17 protein-coding genes and 1 tRNA gene are annotated in these 17,971 nt (G+C 69.7%); 8 read left to right on the forward strand and 10 right to left on the reverse strand.

Features of this window, described 5'->3' with window-relative positions; genetic code table 11:
• Positions 1-26: 26 nt before the first annotated feature.
• Entirely contained in the window at positions 27-1,502 is a 1,476-nt protein-coding gene (locus tag P7V53_RS18350) for an NAD-dependent succinate-semialdehyde dehydrogenase (protein WP_280150959.1), read from the forward strand.
• Here P7V53_RS18350 and P7V53_RS18355 read toward each other — a convergent pair.
• Positions 1,499-2,413, reverse strand: coding sequence for a diguanylate cyclase (locus tag P7V53_RS18355; RefSeq protein ID WP_280150960.1), 915 nt, complete (start codon positions 2,411-2,413; stop codon positions 1,499-1,501). The two genes, P7V53_RS18350 and P7V53_RS18355, sit on opposite strands and share 4 nt — an antisense overlap.
• Positions 2,414-2,457: 44 nt before the next feature.
• Positions 2,458-2,531, reverse strand: a tRNA-Gly gene (locus tag P7V53_RS18360).
• Positions 2,532-2,605: 74 nt separating this feature from the next.
• On the opposite strand from P7V53_RS18360, the gene trmB reads away from it, so the two are divergent.
• Positions 2,606-3,316, forward strand: a complete 711-nt coding sequence (gene trmB / locus P7V53_RS18365; RefSeq protein ID WP_280150961.1) for a tRNA (guanosine(46)-N7)-methyltransferase TrmB — start codon at positions 2,606-2,608, stop codon at positions 3,314-3,316.
• Here trmB and P7V53_RS18370 read toward each other — a convergent pair.
• The 5 genes from P7V53_RS18370 to P7V53_RS18390 form a co-directional block, all read right to left on the reverse strand.
• The gene (locus P7V53_RS18370) at positions 3,279-4,136 is read right to left on the reverse strand and encodes an undecaprenyl-diphosphate phosphatase (protein WP_280150962.1); all 858 of its coding nucleotides are present in this window, start codon (positions 4,134-4,136) and stop codon (positions 3,279-3,281) included. The genes trmB and P7V53_RS18370 overlap by 38 nt on opposite strands.
• A gap of 67 nt (positions 4,137-4,203) precedes the next feature.
• A complete protein-coding gene (locus tag P7V53_RS18375; protein WP_280150963.1) occupies positions 4,204-4,758 on the reverse strand; it encodes a hypothetical protein in 555 nt (184 codons plus the stop codon).
• Entirely contained in the window at positions 4,755-5,987 is a 1,233-nt protein-coding gene (locus tag P7V53_RS18380; RefSeq protein WP_280150964.1) for an ABC transporter permease, read from the reverse strand. Before P7V53_RS18380 ends, P7V53_RS18375 begins: the two co-directional genes overlap by 4 nt.
• Entirely contained in the window at positions 5,984-6,724 is a 741-nt protein-coding gene (locus P7V53_RS18385; RefSeq protein ID WP_280150965.1) for an ABC transporter ATP-binding protein, read from the reverse strand. The genes P7V53_RS18380 and P7V53_RS18385 overlap by 4 nt, the downstream gene beginning before the upstream one ends.
• A 2-nt stretch (positions 6,725-6,726) precedes the next feature.
• On the reverse strand, positions 6,727-8,343 hold the full coding sequence (locus P7V53_RS18390; RefSeq protein ID WP_280150966.1) for an efflux RND transporter periplasmic adaptor subunit: 1,617 nt from the start codon (positions 8,341-8,343) through the stop codon (positions 6,727-6,729).
• 191 nt (positions 8,344-8,534) lie between these two features.
• On the opposite strand from P7V53_RS18390, the gene P7V53_RS18395 reads away from it, so the two are divergent.
• From P7V53_RS18395 to P7V53_RS18420, 6 genes are all read left to right on the forward strand, one after another.
• A complete protein-coding gene (locus P7V53_RS18395; RefSeq protein WP_280150967.1) occupies positions 8,535-9,215 on the forward strand; it encodes a TetR/AcrR family transcriptional regulator in 681 nt (226 codons plus the stop codon).
• A gap of 52 nt (positions 9,216-9,267) precedes the next feature.
• Positions 9,268-9,921: a protein-L-isoaspartate O-methyltransferase gene (locus tag P7V53_RS18400; RefSeq protein ID WP_280150968.1), complete on the forward strand. Its 654-nt coding sequence runs from the start codon at positions 9,268-9,270 to the stop codon at positions 9,919-9,921.
• Entirely contained in the window at positions 9,921-10,247 is a 327-nt protein-coding gene (locus P7V53_RS18405) for a rhodanese-like domain-containing protein (protein WP_280150969.1), read from the forward strand. The genes P7V53_RS18400 and P7V53_RS18405 overlap by 1 nt, the downstream gene beginning before the upstream one ends.
• A 39-nt stretch (positions 10,248-10,286) precedes the next feature.
• Entirely contained in the window at positions 10,287-11,645 is a 1,359-nt protein-coding gene (locus P7V53_RS18410; protein WP_280150970.1) for a TolC family outer membrane protein, read from the forward strand.
• 94 nt (positions 11,646-11,739) lie between these two features.
• Positions 11,740-13,116 carry a DUF1800 domain-containing protein gene (locus P7V53_RS18415; protein ID WP_280150971.1) on the forward strand — a complete coding sequence of 459 codons (1,377 nt, stop codon included), beginning with the start codon at positions 11,740-11,742 and terminating at the stop codon, positions 13,114-13,116.
• Between the two features lie 17 nt (positions 13,117-13,133).
• On the forward strand, positions 13,134-14,306 hold the full coding sequence (locus P7V53_RS18420; RefSeq protein WP_280150972.1) for a DUF1501 domain-containing protein: 1,173 nt from the start codon (positions 13,134-13,136) through the stop codon (positions 14,304-14,306).
• On the opposite strand, the gene waaA is transcribed toward P7V53_RS18420, so the two are convergent.
• Genes waaA through P7V53_RS18435 form a run of 3 tightly spaced genes read right to left on the reverse strand, consistent with a single transcriptional unit; the run spans position 14,293 to position 17,963 of the window.
• On the reverse strand, positions 14,293-15,591 hold the full coding sequence (gene waaA / locus P7V53_RS18425) for a lipid IV(A) 3-deoxy-D-manno-octulosonic acid transferase (protein WP_280156552.1): 1,299 nt from the start codon (positions 15,589-15,591) through the stop codon (positions 14,293-14,295). The two genes, P7V53_RS18420 and waaA, sit on opposite strands and share 14 nt — an antisense overlap.
• Positions 15,592-15,593: 2 nt before the next feature.
• Positions 15,594-16,571, reverse strand: a complete 978-nt coding sequence (gene waaC / locus P7V53_RS18430) for a lipopolysaccharide heptosyltransferase I (protein ID WP_280150973.1) — start codon at positions 16,569-16,571, stop codon at positions 15,594-15,596.
• Positions 16,572-17,963: a phosphomannomutase/phosphoglucomutase gene (locus tag P7V53_RS18435; protein ID WP_280150974.1), complete on the reverse strand. Its 1,392-nt coding sequence runs from the start codon at positions 17,961-17,963 to the stop codon at positions 16,572-16,574. It lies immediately after the preceding gene.
• Positions 17,964-17,971: the final 8 nt, after the last annotated feature.

Consider the following 17,971-nt stretch of genomic DNA (forward strand, 5'->3'; position numbering starts at 1 on the left):
CGCGTGCCTCAACCCTCGAGAACACCATGGACATGAAGACATCACCTCTGGCCGCGCTGAAGGAGCCGTCCCTTCTGAAGACCGATGCGCTCGTCGACGGCGAATGGATCCGAGGCGCCGCGCGCTTCGACGTGAACGATCCGGCCACCGGCCAGAAGCTCGTCGATGTCGCGAACCTCGGTCGCGCCGACGCCCTCGGCGCCGTCACGGCGGCGAACAAGGCATGGCCCGCATGGCGCGCGCAGACCGCCAAGCAGCGCGCCGCCGTCATGATGAAGTGGTTCCACCTGCTGCACGCGCACGCCGACGACCTGGCCCGCATCATGACGGCCGAGCAGGGCAAGCCGCTCGCCGAAGCGAAGGGCGAAGTGACCTACGGCGCGAGCTTCATCGAGTGGTTCGCGGAGGAGGCCAAGCGCATCTACGGCGAAACCATTCCCGCAGCGGATACGAGCAAGCGCTATCTCGTCATCAAGCAGCCGATCGGCGTGTGCGCCGCCATCACGCCGTGGAACTTCCCGATCGCGATGATCACGCGCAAGGTGGCGCCGGCCCTGGCCGCCGGCTGCCCGGTGATCATCAAGCCGGCCGAGCAGACACCGCTGTCGGCGCTGGCGGTGGCAGAGCTGGCGCAGCGCGCCGGCATGCCGCCGGGCGTGCTCAACATCGTCACCGCGGACGGACCCAACTCCATCGAGGTGGGCAAGCTGCTGTGCGACAGCGACATCGTGCGCCACCTGTCGTTCACCGGCTCCACCGAGGTGGGACGCATCCTGATGCGTCAAAGCGCGCCGACCATCAAGAAGCTGTCGCTGGAGCTCGGTGGCAACGCCCCCTTCATCGTCTTCGACGACGCCGACATCGACAGCGCGGTCGAGGGCGCGATGGTGAGCAAGTACCGCAACGCGGGCCAGACCTGCGTGTGCGCCAACCGCCTCTACGTGCAGGACGGCGTCTACGACGCCTTCGTGCGGAAGCTGGCGGAAAGGACCCGCTCCATCAAGGTCGGCAACGGCTTCGAGAGCGGCGTGACGCAGGGGCCGCTGATCGACGACCAGGCGCTCGCCAAGGTCGAGCAGCACGTGGCCGATGCCACCGCCAAGGGGGCGAAGGTGCTCACCGGCGGCAAGCGCATCGGCACGCGCTTCTTCGAGCCGACGGTGCTGGCCGATGCGACTTCGCAGATGCTGTGCGCGCGGGAGGAGACCTTCGGCCCGGTGGCGCCGGTGTTCCGCTTCCGCACGGAGCAGGAGGCAGTCGCGCTGGCCAACGACACCGAGTTCGGGCTCGCGAGCTACTTCTACAGCCGCGACATCGGCCGCATCTTCCGCGTCGGCGAAGCGCTCGAGTACGGCATGGTGGGGATCAACACTGGGCTGATCTCGACGGCCGAGGTGCCCTTCGGCGGGGTGAAGCAGTCGGGCCTCGGCCGGGAAGGCTCGCACCACGGCATCGAGGACTATGTGGAGATCAAGTACCTCTGCCTCGGGGACATCGTCTAGCCAGGGTCATTCGCCGCGTCCGCCGCCGACCCGTCCGCCCTGCCCTGCGCCGGCGCGGACGCCGCCAGTCCCACCGCGCGGCGCAGCAAGCCGGCCGCATCCTTCCCGTCGTCCGGGTAGCGGGCGACGCCGCACGCCACTGCGATCGACACATGGCGGCCGGCCATCGTGAACGGCGGATGCAGTGCCGAGCACAGCTTGGCCGCGACCCGGTCGGCATCCTGCGGGTCCTGGAAGCGTGGAAGCAGCACGGCGAATGCATCGGTGCCCAGCGAAGCGACGAGGTCGCTCGCGCGCACGCCCACGCGCAGCCGCACAGCGATCTTTCGGCGCAACACGTTCGCCGCTTCGCTGCCCAGCCTGGTCTCGGTCGAGCCAAGGCCCTCGACCCGCACGGCGAGCAGCGCCATCGGCGCGGGCTCGCGCTCGCGCAGCGCGATCAGCTGGTTCATGTGCTCGATGAGCTGTCCCTGGTTGGGCAGGCCGGTCATCAGGTCGGTGGCGAACGCCTTGCGCGCCAGCCTTTCCTGCGACTTGCGCTCGATGGCCAGGCGGATGGCGCGCGGCAGCGCGTCGACGGCGTCGATCGCCAGCGGCAGCACGTCCTGCGCACCCTTGCGCACCAGCAGCGTCGCGAGTTCCGCACCCGGCTCGTCGGAGGTCAGCACGAGCAGCGCGGGCTCGGACGCCGCCTGCGTGAGCGCAGGCCAGGTGAGCAGCTTGCGTGCATCGACCGTCCGCGCGGCGATCACCACGGCATCGAAGCGATCGGCGGCAAGCCTCTTCGCGGCCTCGTCGAGGTCGGCGCTGGGATGCAGCTCGAACGGCCCGAACGGCGAGCTCGAAGCGACAGCCGGCAACACGGCCCCCGGGCCTCTGACCCACAGCACGCGCAGCGCAGCGGAGCTCATGGCATTCCCCGCAACAAAAAGGCCGCGACGGCGGCCTGGGCGAATGGAGCGGGTGAAGGGAATCGAACCCTCGTATGAAGCTTGGGAAGCTGCCGTTCTGCCATTGAACTACACCCGCGGTTCGGGGCGATTCTAGCCTGGGGTCCTGCGCCGTGCGAGCGTCGCGAGATCGTCGAGTAGCATCGCGCTCCCATGACCGACAAAGACTTTCCCCGCCGCCGCAGCATCCGCAGCTTCGTCGTGCGCGCCGGGCGCATGGGCACCGGCCAGACACGTGCGCTCGCCGAGCTGGGACCGCGCTTCATGCTGCCCTTCGAGCCGCGCTTCATCGATCCGCAAGCGGTGTTCGGGCGGCTTGCGCCTCTGGTCGTCGAGATCGGCTTCGGCATGGGCGACGCCACGGCGGCGATCGCGCAGGCACTTCCGGACACCGACTTCCTCGGCATCGAAGTTCATCCGCCCGGCGTGGGTGCGCTGCTCAGGCACATCGGAGAGCGCGAGCTCGACAACGTGCGCATCGTGCAGCACGACGCCGTCGAGGTCATGCAGCACATGATCGCGCCCGACTCGCTGGCCGGCGTGCACGTGTACTTTCCGGACCCGTGGCACAAGAAGCGCCACCACAAGCGGCGCTTGATCCAGTCCGCCTTCGTGCACCAGCTCGCGCAGCGACTCGCGCCGGGCGGCTATCTGCATTGCGCGACCGACTGGCAGCCGTACGCGCAGCAGATGCTGGAGGTGCTGTCGGCCGAGCCTTTGCTGCAGAACAGCGTCGAGGGCTACGCGCCGCGTCCGCCGTGGCGGCCGCAGACGAAGTTCGAGAACCGCGGCCTGAAGCTGGGCCACGGCGTGTGGGACCTGCTGTTCAGGCGCGCCATTCCACCCAGCCGCCCCACGCGGTGAGGATGACCACCGCGCCGAACACGATGCGATACCACGCGAACGGCACGAAGTCGTGCGTGGACACGTAGCGGATCAGCCAGCGGATGCACAACAAGGCGCTGAAGAAAGCGAACACCGTGCCGATGGCGAACAGCGGGAGGTCGGCCACGCTGAGCAGCGAGCGGTACTTGTAGACCGAGTACGCGCCCGCCCCCATCAGCGTCGGGATGCCGAGATAGAAGCTGAACTCGGTGGCCGCCTTGCGCGAGAAGCCGAACACCATGGCGCCGATGATGGTGGCGCCCGAGCGGCTGGTGCCGGGGATCAGCGCGAGGCACTGCACCAGCCCCACTTTCAGCGCGTCCAGCGCATTCATGTCGTCCACCGTCTCCACACGCGCATGTCGCTTGCCGGCGAGGTCGAGCTCGCCGTAGCGACGGTGGTGGCGCTTCTCCACCCACAGGATGACCAGCGCGCCGACGATGAAGGCCATGGCCACCGGCAGCGGATGGAACAGGTGCTCCTTGATCGCGGCATTGAACGCCAGGCCGAACACCACCGCCGGCAGGAAGGCGATCAGCACGTTGAACGCGAAGCGCTGCGCCACCGCATCGTGACCTAACCCGGCGACGGTGCGTCCCAGCTTGACGCGGTACTCCCAGATCACCGCGAGCATCGCCCCGGTCTGGATCGCGATCTCGAACACCTTGATCTTGTCGCCGGTGAAGTCGAGCAGCGAGGCGGTGAGGATCAGGTGCCCGGTCGACGAGATCGGCAGGAATTCGGTCAGGCCCTCGACGACGCCCATGACGGCGGCCTTGATCCACAGCGCGATGTCCAACAGAGAGCTCCCCCGGGCGTAAAAGACGCGCGATGATACCGGGGCATCCGTGGTATCCGCCGCCCCTTCACAAAGGCGTCAGCGTGACCTCCACGCCACGCGACGTGACGTTCACCGCCCCAGGCTTGAATCCGCGGCCCTCGGCGTTCTTCAGGTCGCTCGGCTTGAAGCGGTACAGCACCGTGTCCTCCAGCAGGTTTTCCGCGATCAGCGTGCCGAGGTTCTTCAACCCGGCCTGCTTGGCCGGGGACACGTCGTTGAGCACCAGCTCGTTGACCCTGACCTGCGTCATGCGGATGGCTTGCGCGCCTTCGTCGTAGCGCAGCCCGTACTCGACTGCGATGCGGCCGTTGAGCGTGGTTCGGCTCACGCGCTCGGTGGCCGACACCTCGAACGCACTGGCCAGCCGGTTCGATCCGGTCAGCAGCTTCACGCTCGGCCGCTGCACGCGCACGTCGAGCACCTCGAGCAGACGGCGCTGGAACGGACCGTGCTGCTCGAGCAGTCGCGCGATGTCGGCCTCGCTGAAGGTCATCGTTCGCGGGCCCACCGACGCACAGGCGGCAAGCACGCCGGCGACGACCAGCAGGAAGATCGAGCGAAGGATTTGTCGTGTGTTCATTCGTACCTCAAGGCTTGGATCGGCAACAGTGCCGCCGCACGGCGTGCCGGGTAGAAGCCGAAGAACACGCCTACCGCAGCGGAGAAGCCGGCGGCCAGGAGGATAGACGAGGCGGTGAGGGCCACCTTCCAGCCCGCGAACGCCGCCACCGCCCAGGTCGACGCCGCGCCGAGCAGCACGCCGATGGCGCCGCCGATCAGGCTGAGCGTGATCGCCTCGATCAGGAACTGCACGAGGATGTCGCGCCCGCGCGCGCCCACGGCCATGCGCAGGCCGATCTCGCGGGTGCGCTCCGTCACGCTGACCAGCATGATGTTCATGATGCCGATGCCGCCGACCACCAGGCTCACCCCGGCCACCGCCGCCAGCAACAGCGTCATCACCCGGCTCGACGCCTCCTGGGCCTGGAGGATCTCCGTCAGGTTGCGCACGGTGAAGCTGTCATCAGCGCCGGCCTGCAGCTTCTGCCGCTGCCGCAGCAGCTCGCGGATGCCGTCCTCGGCCGCCTTCATGTCCTGGCCTTCGACGACCTTCACGTTGATCGCGCTCACGCGGCGCAGCTTGCCGGCGTTGCCGCCCTGGATGCGGTTGCGCAAGGTCGAGATCGGCACGATGACGATGTCGTCCTGGTCCTGGCCGAACGAGTTCTGGCCCTTGGCGGCCAGCAGGCCCACGATGGTCACCGGCACGTTGCGGATGCGCATGACCTGGTCCAGCGGATCGGCATCGCCGAAGAGCTGGCGGGCCACCGTCTGGCCGACGATGGCGACCTTGCCCGACCCCTGCATCTCGCTCGCCTCGAACTGCCGCCCCGCGTCCAGCGGCCAGTCGCGCGCCTCGAAGTAATCGTTGGTGGTGCCGGTGATGGAGGTGCTCCAGTTGGCATTGCCGGCGACGAGCTGCGCGGTGGCGCGGTTGCTGGGCGCGGCGACCTGCACCTCGGGCACCTCGCGCGCGATGGCGGCGGCGTCCTCCTCGGTCAGGTTCTGCCCGGTCTGAGCCCCCATCCGCGCGCCACCCGCCGTCTGGGAGCCCGGCAGCACCAGCATGATGTTGGAGCCCAGCGACTTCATCTGCTCGGCGACGCGCTGCTGCGCGCCGCTGCCCACCGCGATCATCGTGATGACCGCCGCGACGCCGATGATGATGCCCAGCATCGTCAGGATGCTGCGCAGCAGGTTGGTCCTGAGTGCGCGCAATGCCGAGCGCAAGGCCGCGAGCATGTTCATGCCACGGCCTCCTGCGTCGTTTGCGGCACATGCGGCACCTGCACGTGGTCCTCCAGGATGTGCCCGTCGCGGAACACGATGCGACGACGCGCCCAGGCCGCGATGTCGGGCTCGTGCGTCACCAGCACCACCGTCATGCCCTGGGCGTTCAGCCCCGAGAGCACATGCATGATGTCCTCGGAGGTCTGCGAGTCGAGCGCGCCCGTGGGCTCGTCGGCGAGGATGAGCTGAGGACGGTTGACCAGCGCGCGTGCGATGGCCACGCGCTGCTGCTGCCCGCCCGAGAGCTCCGCCGGCGTGTGCTGGGCGCGCTCGGCCAGCCCGACGCGCTCCAGGCTCTCCAGTGCCCGCGCGCGGCGCTCGGCGCTCGGCACATTGGCGTACAGCATCGGCAGCTCGACGTTCTCGACTGCCGACGTGCGCGGAAGCAGGTTGAACTGCTGGAACACGAAGCCGATGCGGCGGTTGCGGATCGACGCCAGCGCATCCGGTGACATCGTCTCCACTGCCTCGCCGGCCAGCCGGTAGTGGCCTTCGGTGGGCCGGTCCAGGCAGCCCAGGATGTTCATCAGCGTCGATTTGCCCGAGCCCGATGCGCCCATGACGGCGACGAACTCGCCCGCCTCGATGGTGAGCGACACGCCGCGCAGCGCATGCACGAGGTTGTCGCCCATGGCGTAGACCTTGGTGATGTCGCGGGCCTCGATCAGCGGCCCGGATGCAGGCGAGGCGCTCACCGTCAGAAGCTCATGCGCGGACCGGCGGGCCGGGCGGCCGGCGCGTTGCTCGTCGCAGACGACACCGTGCCGACGACGACCTCGGCGCCCTCCATCAGCTTGGTGGCCTCCGGCGAGCCGGGCGGCACGATGAGCTCGGTCATCGTGCCGTCGGTGATGCCCAGGCGCACGTTGTAGGCGCGCGGCTGGCGCTCCTCCAGCAGGTAAATGCGGCCGCGCGTGCTCTGGCGCGACCCGGCCTCGGCCTGCATGGCCTGGTACCTGGCCTTCTGCTCGGGCGTGAGCTGCTCGGCGATGCGCGCCCGCAGCTCGGCGCCGAGACGCTCGCGCGCCTTGGTCCGCTCCTCGGCAGGCAGCTCGCGCAGCGCCGCCATCTTGGGACGCATCTCGGCGCTGATCGCGTCGATCTTCTCCTGCTGCTGCGGCGTCAGCTGCAGCTCGGCCAGGCGCTCGCGCAGATCGCCGCCCATGCCGCCGCCCGCGCCGCGGCGTTCCTGCGCCTGGGCGCTGCGCATCGGCGCTTCGCCGCCGGACGCGTCGCGCGGACTCGACGAGGCCGCGGCCGCCGCCGGCTCCACGCCGGGCAGCCGCACGCGCAGCGCCGCGTTCGGTACCTTCAGCACGTTGTCGCGTGTGTCGGTGATGAGCCGCACGTTGGCCGTCATGCCGGGCAGCAGCCGCGCATCGGCATTGGCGAACGACACGACGACGGTGTAGGTGATGACGTTCTGCGTGTTGGTCGCCGCCTTGCGCACCTGGCTCACCGTGCCGCCGAACTCGCGGCCGGCGAAGGCATCGACGGTGAAGCTCGCCTTCTGGTTGAGGCGCACACGGCTGATGTCGGCTTCGTCGATCGCCACCTGCACCTGCATGTCGGCCAGGTTCTGCGCGATGACGAACAGCTCGGGCGCCTGCAGGCTGGCGGCCACCGTCTGGCCCAGCTCGACGCTGCGCTTGATGACCACGCCGTTCACCGGCGATCGGATCTCGGTGCGCTCGATGTCGATCTTGGCCTGCGCCACCAGCGCCTCGCGCTGCTTGACGGTGGCCTGCGCGCTGGCGATCTGCGCCTGCGCAACCTGCGCCTGCGCCTGAGCCGCCCTCACCGCTGCGCTCTGGCTGTCGACCAACGCCCGCGACGTGTCGAGCTGGGCGGGCGAGATGAAGTTCTGCGCGACCAGCTCCTGGTTGCGCTGCAGGGCGCGCTGCGCCTCGGCCAGATCGACCGTGGCGCGTGCCACTGCGGCCTGTGCGGCGGTGGCGTTGGCCTGCGCGTTGAGCACCGACGCACGCGACGCGTCGAGGTCGGCCTGCACCTGGCGCAGCTTGTACTGGAACGATTCGGGATCGATGAGCGCGAGCAGCTGGCCGGCCTTCACCTCGGAGTTGAAGTCGGCGTACAGCTCGCGAATCTGGCCGGACACCTGCGTGCCGACCTGCACCTGCGTCACCGGCGTCACCGTTCCGGAGGCGGCCACCGTGGCCTGCAGCGAGCCGCGCTCGATCCTGGCAGTGCGGTACTGGACGGCGCCGTTGCTGTCGCGCAGGAACCACCACGCGCCGGCGGCGAGCAGCAGCAGGGCCAGCACACCGCCGGCAATCGATCGAGCTCTCTTCATAGCATCGAATTTTCGGGCCGCGCCAGCAGCGGCAAGGGGCACTTCACCCATCTTTACCGCTGTGCAGTCGGCAGCAACATGGCGCCGGCTAGGCTCGCCCCACCCTGTCCCGGCAACCCGTGTGCCTTCTTTCGGCTTGACCCTCCCCGACCCGCCGGCTACATTACTGACCAATCAGTCAGTATCGAGCCATGACAACCAAGACCGCTGCGCCGGCGCGCCAACGCCGCAAGGAAGCCCGCCCGCAGGAGCTGCTCGATGCCGCCCTGGAGCTGTTCGTCGAGAAAGGCTTTGCCGCCACCCGCTCCGAAGAGGTCGCGGCGCGCGCAGGCGTTGCCAAGGGCACGCTGTACCTCTACTACCCGAGCAAGGAAGACCTGCTGAAGGCCGTCGTGCACGAGAACCTCAGCACGCTGATCGCCGAGGGCGCCGCCATCGCGGGCGAGTTTTCCGGATCGACGCACGAGCTGCTGGTGCTCCTGATGCAGACGTGGTGGGAGCGCGTGGGCAACACGCCCGCGTCGGGCATCTTCAAGATCATCCTCACGGAGATGGGCAATTTCCCCGACTTCGCCCGCTTCTACACCGAGGAGGTGATCGAGCCGGGGCATGCGCTGTTCACGCGGGTTCTGGAGCGCGGCGTCGCCAGCGGCGAGCTGCGCCCGGTGAACACCTTCGAGGCAGTGCACGTGCTCATCTTCCCGATGCTGATGATGTGCCTGCACAAGCACTCGCTGGGCGCCTGCGCCGGCGTGCACGAGATGATGGATCCGCAAAGCTTCATCAAGACGCATGTCGACGTGGTCGTGCGCGGGCTGCTCGTGCGCCCCGGCGATGAAGCCGCCCGGCCGGTCGGTCGCAAGCGTTCCTGACCTCCTCGCGAAATAGAATTCCCGGTTTCGCAGAACGACGCCGAGGACCGCCATGAACACCGAACAAGCCCGCTTCAACATGATCGAGCAGCAGATCCGCCCCTGGGACGTGCTGGACCAGAGCGTGTTGTCGCTGCTGGCGGTGGTCAAGCGCGAGGATTTCGTGCCTGCGGCCTACCGCGCGCTCGCCTTCGTCGACACCGAGGTGCCACTGCCCGGCGGCCAGAGCATGCTGGCGCCCAAGGTGGAGGCGCGGCTGCTGCAGGAGCTGGCGGTGCACAAGCACGAGCGCGTGCTGGAAGTCGGCACCGGCTCGGGCTACATGGCGGCGCTGCTGGCCCACAAGGCGCAGCAGGTCATCACGCTGGAGATCCGGCCCGAGCTGGTCGAATTGGCCAAGGCCAACCTGCGGCGCGACGGCTCGATGAACGTGAGCGTGCGTTTGGCCGACGGCTCGCGCGGACTGCCCGACGAAGGTCCCTTCGATGCGATCCTGCTGTCCGGCTCCGTCGCCGAGGTGCCGCCCGGCCTGCTGGCGCAGCTCAAGGTGGGCGGGCGGCTGGCGGCCGTGGTCGGCCAGTTGCCGATCATGCGAGCCACCTTGTTCTCCCGCAGCAGCGAGCACGACTTCGCCAGCGTCGAGCTGTTCGACACCGTCGCTCCCCGACTGTCCGGCTTCGACGAGCCGCCGCGCTTCAAGTTTTGATGAAACAACTCGCCGCCCGCGACCTCCAGGCCCACTGCGCCGCCACCCCGTCGCTGCTGCTGGACGTCCGGGAGGACTGGGAGGTCGAGACGGCGGCGATCCGCCTTGCCGGCGTTCCCGCCAAGCACATCCCGCTGAGCCGCATTCCCGAGCGCCTGGGTGAACTGGATCCCGCGCAGCCCGTCGTCTGCATCTGTCATCACGGGGTGCGAAGTCGGCAGGTCGTCGCATTCCTGGAGCGGCACGGCTACGAGTCGGTCTATAACCTCGCCGGCGGCATCGACGCCTGGTCCACCCAGGTCGACCGCACCGTGCCGCGGTACTGACACTCCCCAACGCGAAAAACCACTTCGGAAGGATCCACCATGCCCGCGAAGCGCCGCTCTACCCTCACCCGCAACGCCAGCCGCATGGCCCGGCTGGCGCCGCTGGCGCTGGGCATCGCGCTGGCGCTCGGCGCAGCCGGCGTGCGGGCGCAAAGCCTGTTCGAGGTGTACGAGGCCGCACGCGGGTTCGATGCGAGCTATCTCGCGGCGCGTGCGCTGGCCGATTCGGCCGTCTACCGGGCGGAGCAGGTGCATGCGCTGCGCCGGCCCAGCGTCGGCCTCACCGCCGGCGTGTCGCGCAGCACGCTCGACACCGGCAGCGCGGACCGCACGACGCGCACCACATCGGCCAGCATCGATGCCGATCAATCGCTGTTCAACCGGCAGAACGACGCCGACATCGCCAAGGCCGACAAAGGCGTCGAGGCTGCCAAGGCCGATGTGCTGATCGCCGAGCAGGACCTGATTCTGCGTGTGTCGACTGCCTACTTCGACGTGCTGACCGCGCAGGAGACACTGGCCTCGGCGCAAGCCAACCGCCGCGCGATTTCGGAGCAGCTCGCCTCGGCCAAGCGCAATTTCGAGGTCGGCACCGCCACCATCACCGACACGCGCGAAGCGCAGGCGCGCTTCGACCTCGCGACCGCGCAGGAGCTGCAAGCCGAGAACGACCTGCAGACCAAGCGCCTCGCGCTCGACACCATCGTCGGCCGGTCGGCGGTCGCGCCCAAGCCGTTGGCCACGCCGGTGGAGCTGGCGCCGCTGGTGCCGGGATCGGTCGAGCAATGGGTGAGCACGACGGAGACGGCGCCTTCGGTGCTGCGCTCGCGCATCGCCTACGACGTCGCGCAGCTCGAGACCCGCAAGGCGCGCGCCGGGCACTTGCCGACGGTGGGCCTGAGCGCCGGCGTCGGCCGCTCGAACAACCGCATCGATCCGGCCAGCGCCGTCGATCCCTCGGGCAACCGGACCTCGACGAGCGTCGGCATCGCGCTCAACCTGCCGCTGTTCACCGGCTTCTCGGTGCAGAACCGCATCAAGGAAACGCTGCTGCTCGAGGAGCAGGCGCGCGAGAACCTCGAGTCGGCGCGCCGGCTTGCCACGCAGAACACGCGCACCGCCTTCTTCGGGGCCCAGTCGCTGCAGGCCCAGGTGATGGCCTTCGAAGCCGCCCTCTCGTCGAGCCAGTTGGCGCTCGAAGCGACCCAGCTCGGCTACCGCGTCGGCGTGCGCGTCAACCTCGATGTGCTCAATGCGCAGACGCAGCTCTTCAACGCCCGCCGCGATCTGGCCAAGGCGCGCAACGACGTGCTGGTCAACAGCCTGCGGTTGCGCCAGGCGGCCGGCACGCTGAGCGCGGAGGACGTGCTGAAGGTGAATCAGCTCCTCGCCAAGTAGGCCGCATCCGCGGCAGCAACGTTTCTTGACGGCGGCCACACGCGCGCTTGACCCTCCCGGCTCAAGCTGGCTCCACAGGCCTCAGGAGACTCCATTGGCGAACCCCGCCCCGCTGAACGCCGCCATCGCGGCCCATCGATTCGGCCTCGGCGAGGCGTCGCTGGCCGCGGTGGGCAGCGACGCGCAGGGCTGGCTGCTGTCCCAGATCGGGCCGGCCGACGTCGCGCAAGGCGCCAATCTGTTGAGCACCGCGCAGGCGCTCGACCTCGTGCATGCCGAGCAGGAACGGCGCCGCCTGGCACGCAATCCAGCGCAGGGCTTGACGGCCGAGGCGGTGGTCGGCGGCCACTACCGCGAGGTGATTGCCACCGACCTGCGCTCGCGCCTGGTCACCGCCGCGACGACGCGCCGTCCCTTCGCCGAAAGGCTGCAGCTCTTCTGGGCCAATCACTTCACGGTGTCGCTGGCCAAGGGATCGGTGCGCGGCCTGGTCGGCGCCTTCGAGCGCGAAGCCATCCGTCCGTACATCGCCGGCGCATTCGAGGACCTGCTGCTCGCCGCGACCACCCATCCGGCGATGCTTCGCTACCTGGACAACACGCAGTCGGCCGGCCCGAACTCGCGCGCAGTCGCGTTCGCGGCGCGCCGTGCGCGGCGACTGCAGGAGGATGCGCGCCTCACGGGCCTCAACGAGAACCTCGCGCGCGAGATCCTCGAGCTGCACACGCTGGGCGTTGACGGCGGCTATTCACAGCCCGACGTGACTGCATTCGCGGCGGTACTGACGGGATGGCGCGTGAGCGCCAAGGACGACGGCACGCGCTTCGATGCGGCGTGGCACGAGCCGGGGCCCAAGACGGTGCTTGGCAAGCGCTACCCCGAAGGGGCGCAGGCCCTGCATGAGGTGCTGCATGACCTCGCCCTGCACCCTTCGACCGCCCGCTTCATCGCCACCAAGCTTGCGCGACATTTCGTCGCCGACGATCCGTCTGCCGAGCTGATCGATCGCCTCGCGGCACGCTACCGCCGCAGCGGTGGACAGCTGGGCGAGGTGTACCGGGAGCTGGTGCAGGCGCCGCAGGCCTGGCAGCCGGCTCCCGCCAAGTTGAAGACGCCGGAGGAGTTCGTTGTCTCGGCGGCCCGGGTGCTGGGCCTGGGCGAGCGCTGGTTCGAGCGCAACGATGCAGGCGGCATCGTGGTGCTGGGGCAGCGCCTGCATGCCGCCCCCTCGCCTGCCGGCTGGCCCGATCGCTCCGAGGATTGGCTGGGGCCCGATGCGGTGTGGAAGCGCGTCGAGTGGTCCACGCGAGTCGGCGAGCGGCTGGGACGCACCGTCGATGCCCGGCAGGTTGCCGACGTCGCCTTCGGTCCTTTGCTCGGCGAGGCCTCGCAGCGACAGATCGAGCGCGCTGCCGATGGCCCGCAGGCGCTGGCGCTGCTGCTGATGGCGCCGGAATTCCAGCGGCGCTAGCCCACGGGAGACAGCCGATGACAGCCCACTTCGATCGCCGTCGACGCGTCTGGCTCGGCGGTGCGCTGGGCGCCACGCTTCCGTGGGCCTCGCTCGCTTGGGCCGGCCAGGCGAGCGAGGATGCTCCACGATTCGCGATGGTCATCCTGCGCGGCGGGCTGGACGGCCTGTCGGCCGTGCCCGCGCCCGGCGATGCCGACTTCCTGCCCGCGCGCGGCGCGCTCGCCCAGTTGGGCGCTGCGCCGCTGGCCATCGACGGCACCTTCGCCCTGCATCCGCAGCTCACGCAGCTGCACGCGATGGTCAAAGGCGGCGAGGCCCTCGTCGTGCATGCAGCGGGCCTGTCATACCGCGAGCGCTCGCACTTCGACGCGCAGCAAGTCCTCGAGAGCGGCGCCACCCGACCCCACGAGATCTCCACCGGCTGGCTGGGACGCGCGCTGGCCGCGGGCGCGGCCAAGGGACTGGCGCTGAACACAGCGGTTCCGCTGGTGCTGCGCGGCACCACGGCCGTCGACACCTGGGCGCCGTCGGCGCTGCCCGAGCCGTCGTCCGACCTGGTCGCGCGGCTGGAGCGGATGTACGAGCGCGACGCGGCGCTGGCGCATGCACTGGCGCGCGCCAAGGGCTTGCACGTGGACGCCGCCACGTCGGCGATGAACGACCGGCCGCGCGGCGCGGGCTTCGCCGTGCTGGCGCAGCGCGCAGCGCAGTTCCTGTCGCAGCCGGCCGGACCCCAGGCGGCCGTGCTGGAGCTGGGCGGTTGGGACACGCACGCGAACCAGTTCGCGCCCAACGGCGCGCTGGTGCGCCAGCTCGCACAGCTCGATGCCGGGCTCGCTGCGTTGCGCGAAGGCCTCTCGGCCGGCAGGGCGTGGCAGCGTACCGTGGTCGTCGTCGCCACCGAGTTCGGTCGCGAGGTGGCCCCCAACGGCACGCAAGGCACCGACCACGGCAGCGGCGGCGCTGCCTTCGTGCTCGGCGGACCGGTCAAGGGCGGGCGCGTCATCGCCGACTGGCCGGGGCTGGCAAAGCGGGATCGGTTCGAGGGCCGCGACCTGCGGACGACGACCGACTTGCGCGCGGTACTGAAGGGCGTGCTGGGCGATCACCTCCGCGTTTCGTCGAGGGCGTTGAACGCCGACGTGTTCCCAGGCAGCGAAGGCCTGCGGCCCCTCAGCGTCTTGTAGTCAGGAATCCCTCGATGGCGGCGGCCATCCGATTCGCCGCCCCGCGATGCTGTGCGGCAAACGCCAGCGCATGCGACGCGGTCTGCGCGGCACGCGAAGGATCGGCGATCAGTCCCAGTGCCTGGCGCACGCCGTCTTCCATGTCGGTCACTCGAAGCGCTGCCCCTGCTGCCTGCGACAGCTCGGCGGCCTCCGCAAAATTGAAGGTGTGAGGGCCCATCACCACCGGACAGCCGCACGCTGCCGCCTCGATCAGGTTCTGTCCCCCCAGCGGCGCGAAGCTGCCGCCGAGCAGCGCGACGTGCGACAGCGCGTAGTACAGCGGCATCTCGCCCATGGTGTCGCCGAGCCAGACGTCGGCGGCGGCCGCATGCGCTGGCGGCGCATCGGTCCACTGGCTGCGCCGGACCAGCGTCAGCCCCGCGGCCGTGACCAGGCTGGCGACTTCGTCGAAGCGCTGCGGATGGCGAGGCACGATGAGCAGCAGCGGCTGCCCCGCAGCTGACGAGCGATGGCGCGCCCATGCGGCCAGCAGCATCGCCTCCTCGCCCTCGCGTGTCACCGCGGCCAGCAGCACGGGGCGCCCGATCGAGTCGCGCCACGCGCGCCCACGCGACAGGAGCGTCGCATCGGGGGCCATGTCGAACTTGAGGTTGCCGCTGACGACGACCCGCGGCGCGCCGGCTTCGCGCAGGCGCTGCGCATCGGCTTCGGTCTGCGCGAGCACCAGCGCGAGCTGCTCGACCGCCGGCTGCAGGACCGCGCGCAGCCGCTGGCCCTGGCGCTGGCTCTTTTCGCTGAGGCGCGCGTTGGCCAACACCATGGTCACCCCATGCCGGCGCGCCGCGTGCAGCAGATTCGGCCAGATCTCCGTCTCCATCAGCACGCCGACGCTCGGCTGGAACTGCCGGAAGAAGCGGTTCACGACCCCCGGGGTGTCGTACGGAAGCCATACCTGCCGGTCGCCCGCACGCAGCAGCGCCGCACCGGCCTCGCGGCCGGTCGCCGTGCTGTGCGTGAGCAGCAGCCGCATGTGGGGGTGTTGCCTGCGCAGCGCATCGATCAGGGCCGCGGCCGCACGGGTCTCGCCGAGGGAGACCGCATGCACCCAGATCCAGCCCGACGACGGCGCCTCGCCGCGGTAACTTCCCAGCCGCTCGTTGACCGCATGCCGGTACAGCGGCTCGGCGCGGCCGCGCCACCACAGCCGCATCAGGTACATCGGCTTCAGCAGCCCGAGGAAGGCGGAATAGCCGCCGCGCGCGAGCTTCTGCCGCCAGGCCATCGTCATGTCTGGCCTTGGAACTGGGTCCAGACCTGCTGCCATGCGGACCACACCGTGTCCACGTCAGGCGTGGGCTGGCCCTCGATCGACACCTGGTGCGAATGGCCATGCGCGACCTGCGGGCCCGTGCGCCAGGACGTCGGGAAGTTGTACAGCTGCACGTGCGGCAAATCGAGGGCGACGGCGATGTGACTCAGGCCGCTGTCGACGCCGATCACGCCGTGCACCGCCCCCATGCGGTCGGTGATCGCATCCAGGTCCATCGCCGGCCACACCTCGCTGGCCGGACCGATGGCGGCCGCGATGCGATCGGCCCGCTCGCGCTCGACGGGCCCGGCGTGCGGCAGCGCGATGCGCCAGCCGGCGTCCATGACGCGCCTGCCGAGCTCGATCCAGTGCGCCTCGGGCCACAGCTTGTCGTCGCGAGAGCTGCCGTGCACGAACACCAGCGTGCGATCGATGGACTCGAGCGTGTGCGCCCGCAGTCCGAAGCGCGGCGCACCGCGCGGCTCGTAGCCGAGCACCCGCGAGGCGAGCAGGCGTGCGCGGTCGAGCGCATGGATGCGTGGGTCGACATCGATCGGGTGATCGATCAGCCAGCGCGCGGGCCACTCGTGCGCCGAGCCTTCGGTCTGGTTGCCGAGGCCGAAGGTGGGGCCGCGGGCGATGCGCGCGACCAGCACCGATTTGGTCAAGCCCTGGAAGTCGATGATGGCGTCGTAGCGGTCGCCGCGCAGCGCGTAGCGAAACTCGCGCCATTCCTCGCGCACGGCCCGCGTCCACCAGCGCTTGCGCCAGCGCCGCTGCGCGCACTCGAAGCTGCTGTGGATGCCGTGGACGCGGCGCACCAGCGGCGCGAAGCCGGGCTCCACCACCCAGTCGATCAGCGCATCGGGATGGGCGTTGCGGATGTCGTGCACCACGGGCATCGTGTGGACGACATCGCCCAGCGACGACAGCTTGACGATCAGGACACGCACTTAGTGGGCGGCCGCGGCGATCCGCGCATCGGGTTTCACCGCACGCAGCGCGGCCATGAACTCTCCTTCAATGCGGTGCAGCGCGTCCTGCGTGTGACCCTCGAAGCGCAGCACCAGCACGGGCGTCGTGTTCGACGCGCGGATGAGGCCGAAGCCGTCGTCATAGTCCGCGCGCAGGCCGTCGATCGTGATGACCTGTGCCGCGCCCGGAAAGCGCGCGGTGCGCAGGAGCTCGTCGACGACGCGCTTGGGCTCGCCTTCGGCGCACGGCACGTTCAGCTCGGGCGTGCTGAAGCTCGTCGGCAGCGCGTTGAGCACCACGCTCGGGTCCTTGCTCTGCGACAGGATCTCCAGCAGGCGCGCCGCGGTGTAGGTGGCGTCGTCGAAGCCGTACCAGCGCTCGGCGAAGAAGATGTGCCCGCTCATCTCGCCGGCCAGCGGAGCGCCGATTTCCTTCAGCTTGGCCTTGATGAGCGAGTGGCCCGTCTTCCACATCAGCGGCTTGCCGCCGGCCTCGCGGATCAGCGGCGCCAGGCGCTGCGTGCACTTCACGTCGAAGATGATGGTGCCGCCGGGCACGCGCTTGAGCGTATCGAGCGCCAGGAGCATGAGCTGGCGGTCGGGGTAGATGATCTGCCCGTCCTTGGTGACGATGCCCAGGCGGTCGCCGTCGCCGTCGAACGCGAGCCCGATCTCGGCATCGGTGGTCCGCACCGTGCGGATGAGCTCGGCGAGGTTCTCCGGCTTGCTCGGATCGGGATGGTGGTTCGGAAAGTCGCCGTCGACCTCGGAGTACAGCTCGGTCACGTCGCAGCCGAGCGCGCGCAGGATGCGCGGTGCGGACGCGCCCGGAATGCCGTTGCCGGAATCGACGACGATCTTCAGGCGGCGCGCCAGCTTGCAATCGCTGATGATGCGATGCTCGTACTCGTCGAGGATGTCCATCGTCGCCGCGCGGCCGGGGCCCTGCGCATAGTCTTCCGCCTCGATGCGCTGGCGCAGCTTCTGGATGTCCTCGCCATAGATCGCGCGCCCGGCGAGCACCATCTTGAAGCCGTTGTAGTCCTTGGGGTTGTGGCTGCCGGTCACCTGGATGCCGCTGCGGCAGCCGTGCTCGCCACGCGTCGCGGCCACGTAGTAGAGCATCGGCGTGGTCGCGGGGCCGATGTCCACGACGTCGAGGCCGGTGGACGCGAGGCCGCGAATCAGCGCGGCGCTGAGCCCCGGTCCCGACAGCCGCCCGTCGCGGCCGACCGCGACGGCGCGCTCGCCGGCGGCCAGCGCTTCGGTGCCGAAGGCGCGGCCGAGGTGCTCGGCAAACGATTCGTCGATGGTCTGGTCGACGATGCCGCGGATGTCGTAGGCCTTGAAGATGCTTGCATTGACTTGCATGGATCTGC

Origin of the sequence: Piscinibacter sp. XHJ-5 (assembly GCF_029855045.1) — a bacterium.
Classification (GTDB): domain Bacteria; phylum Pseudomonadota; class Gammaproteobacteria; order Burkholderiales; family Burkholderiaceae_C; genus Albitalea.

Excerpts from the sequence above, each read along its gene's own strand:
- P7V53_RS18390 (WP_280150966.1), bottom strand. The coding sequence starts at position 8,343 with ATGAAGAGAGCTCGATCGATTGCCGGCGGTGTGCTGGCCCTGCTGCTG.
- P7V53_RS18380 (WP_280150964.1), bottom strand. The coding sequence starts at position 5,987 with ATGAACATGCTCGCGGCCTTGCGCTCGGCATTGCGCGCACTCAGGACC.
- P7V53_RS18410 (WP_280150970.1), top strand. The coding sequence starts at position 10,287 with ATGCCCGCGAAGCGCCGCTCTACCCTCACCCGCAACGCCAGCCGCATG.
- P7V53_RS18400 (WP_280150968.1), top strand. The coding sequence starts at position 9,268 with ATGAACACCGAACAAGCCCGCTTCAACATGATCGAGCAGCAGATCCGC.
- P7V53_RS18405 (WP_280150969.1), top strand. The coding sequence starts at position 9,921 with ATGAAACAACTCGCCGCCCGCGACCTCCAGGCCCACTGCGCCGCCACC.
- P7V53_RS18355 (WP_280150960.1), bottom strand. The coding sequence starts at position 2,413 with ATGAGCTCCGCTGCGCTGCGCGTGCTGTGGGTCAGAGGCCCGGGGGCC.
- trmB (WP_280150961.1), top strand. The coding sequence starts at position 2,606 with ATGACCGACAAAGACTTTCCCCGCCGCCGCAGCATCCGCAGCTTCGTC.
- P7V53_RS18375 (WP_280150963.1), bottom strand. The coding sequence starts at position 4,758 with ATGAACACACGACAAATCCTTCGCTCGATCTTCCTGCTGGTCGTCGCC.
- P7V53_RS18350 (WP_280150959.1), top strand. The coding sequence starts at position 27 with ATGGACATGAAGACATCACCTCTGGCCGCGCTGAAGGAGCCGTCCCTT.
- P7V53_RS18435 (WP_280150974.1), bottom strand. The coding sequence starts at position 17,963 with ATGCAAGTCAATGCAAGCATCTTCAAGGCCTACGACATCCGCGGCATC.
- P7V53_RS18395 (WP_280150967.1), top strand. The coding sequence starts at position 8,535 with ATGACAACCAAGACCGCTGCGCCGGCGCGCCAACGCCGCAAGGAAGCC.
- P7V53_RS18420 (WP_280150972.1), top strand. The coding sequence starts at position 13,134 with ATGACAGCCCACTTCGATCGCCGTCGACGCGTCTGGCTCGGCGGTGCG.
- waaA (WP_280156552.1), bottom strand. The coding sequence starts at position 15,591 with ATGGCCTGGCGGCAGAAGCTCGCGCGCGGCGGCTATTCCGCCTTCCTC.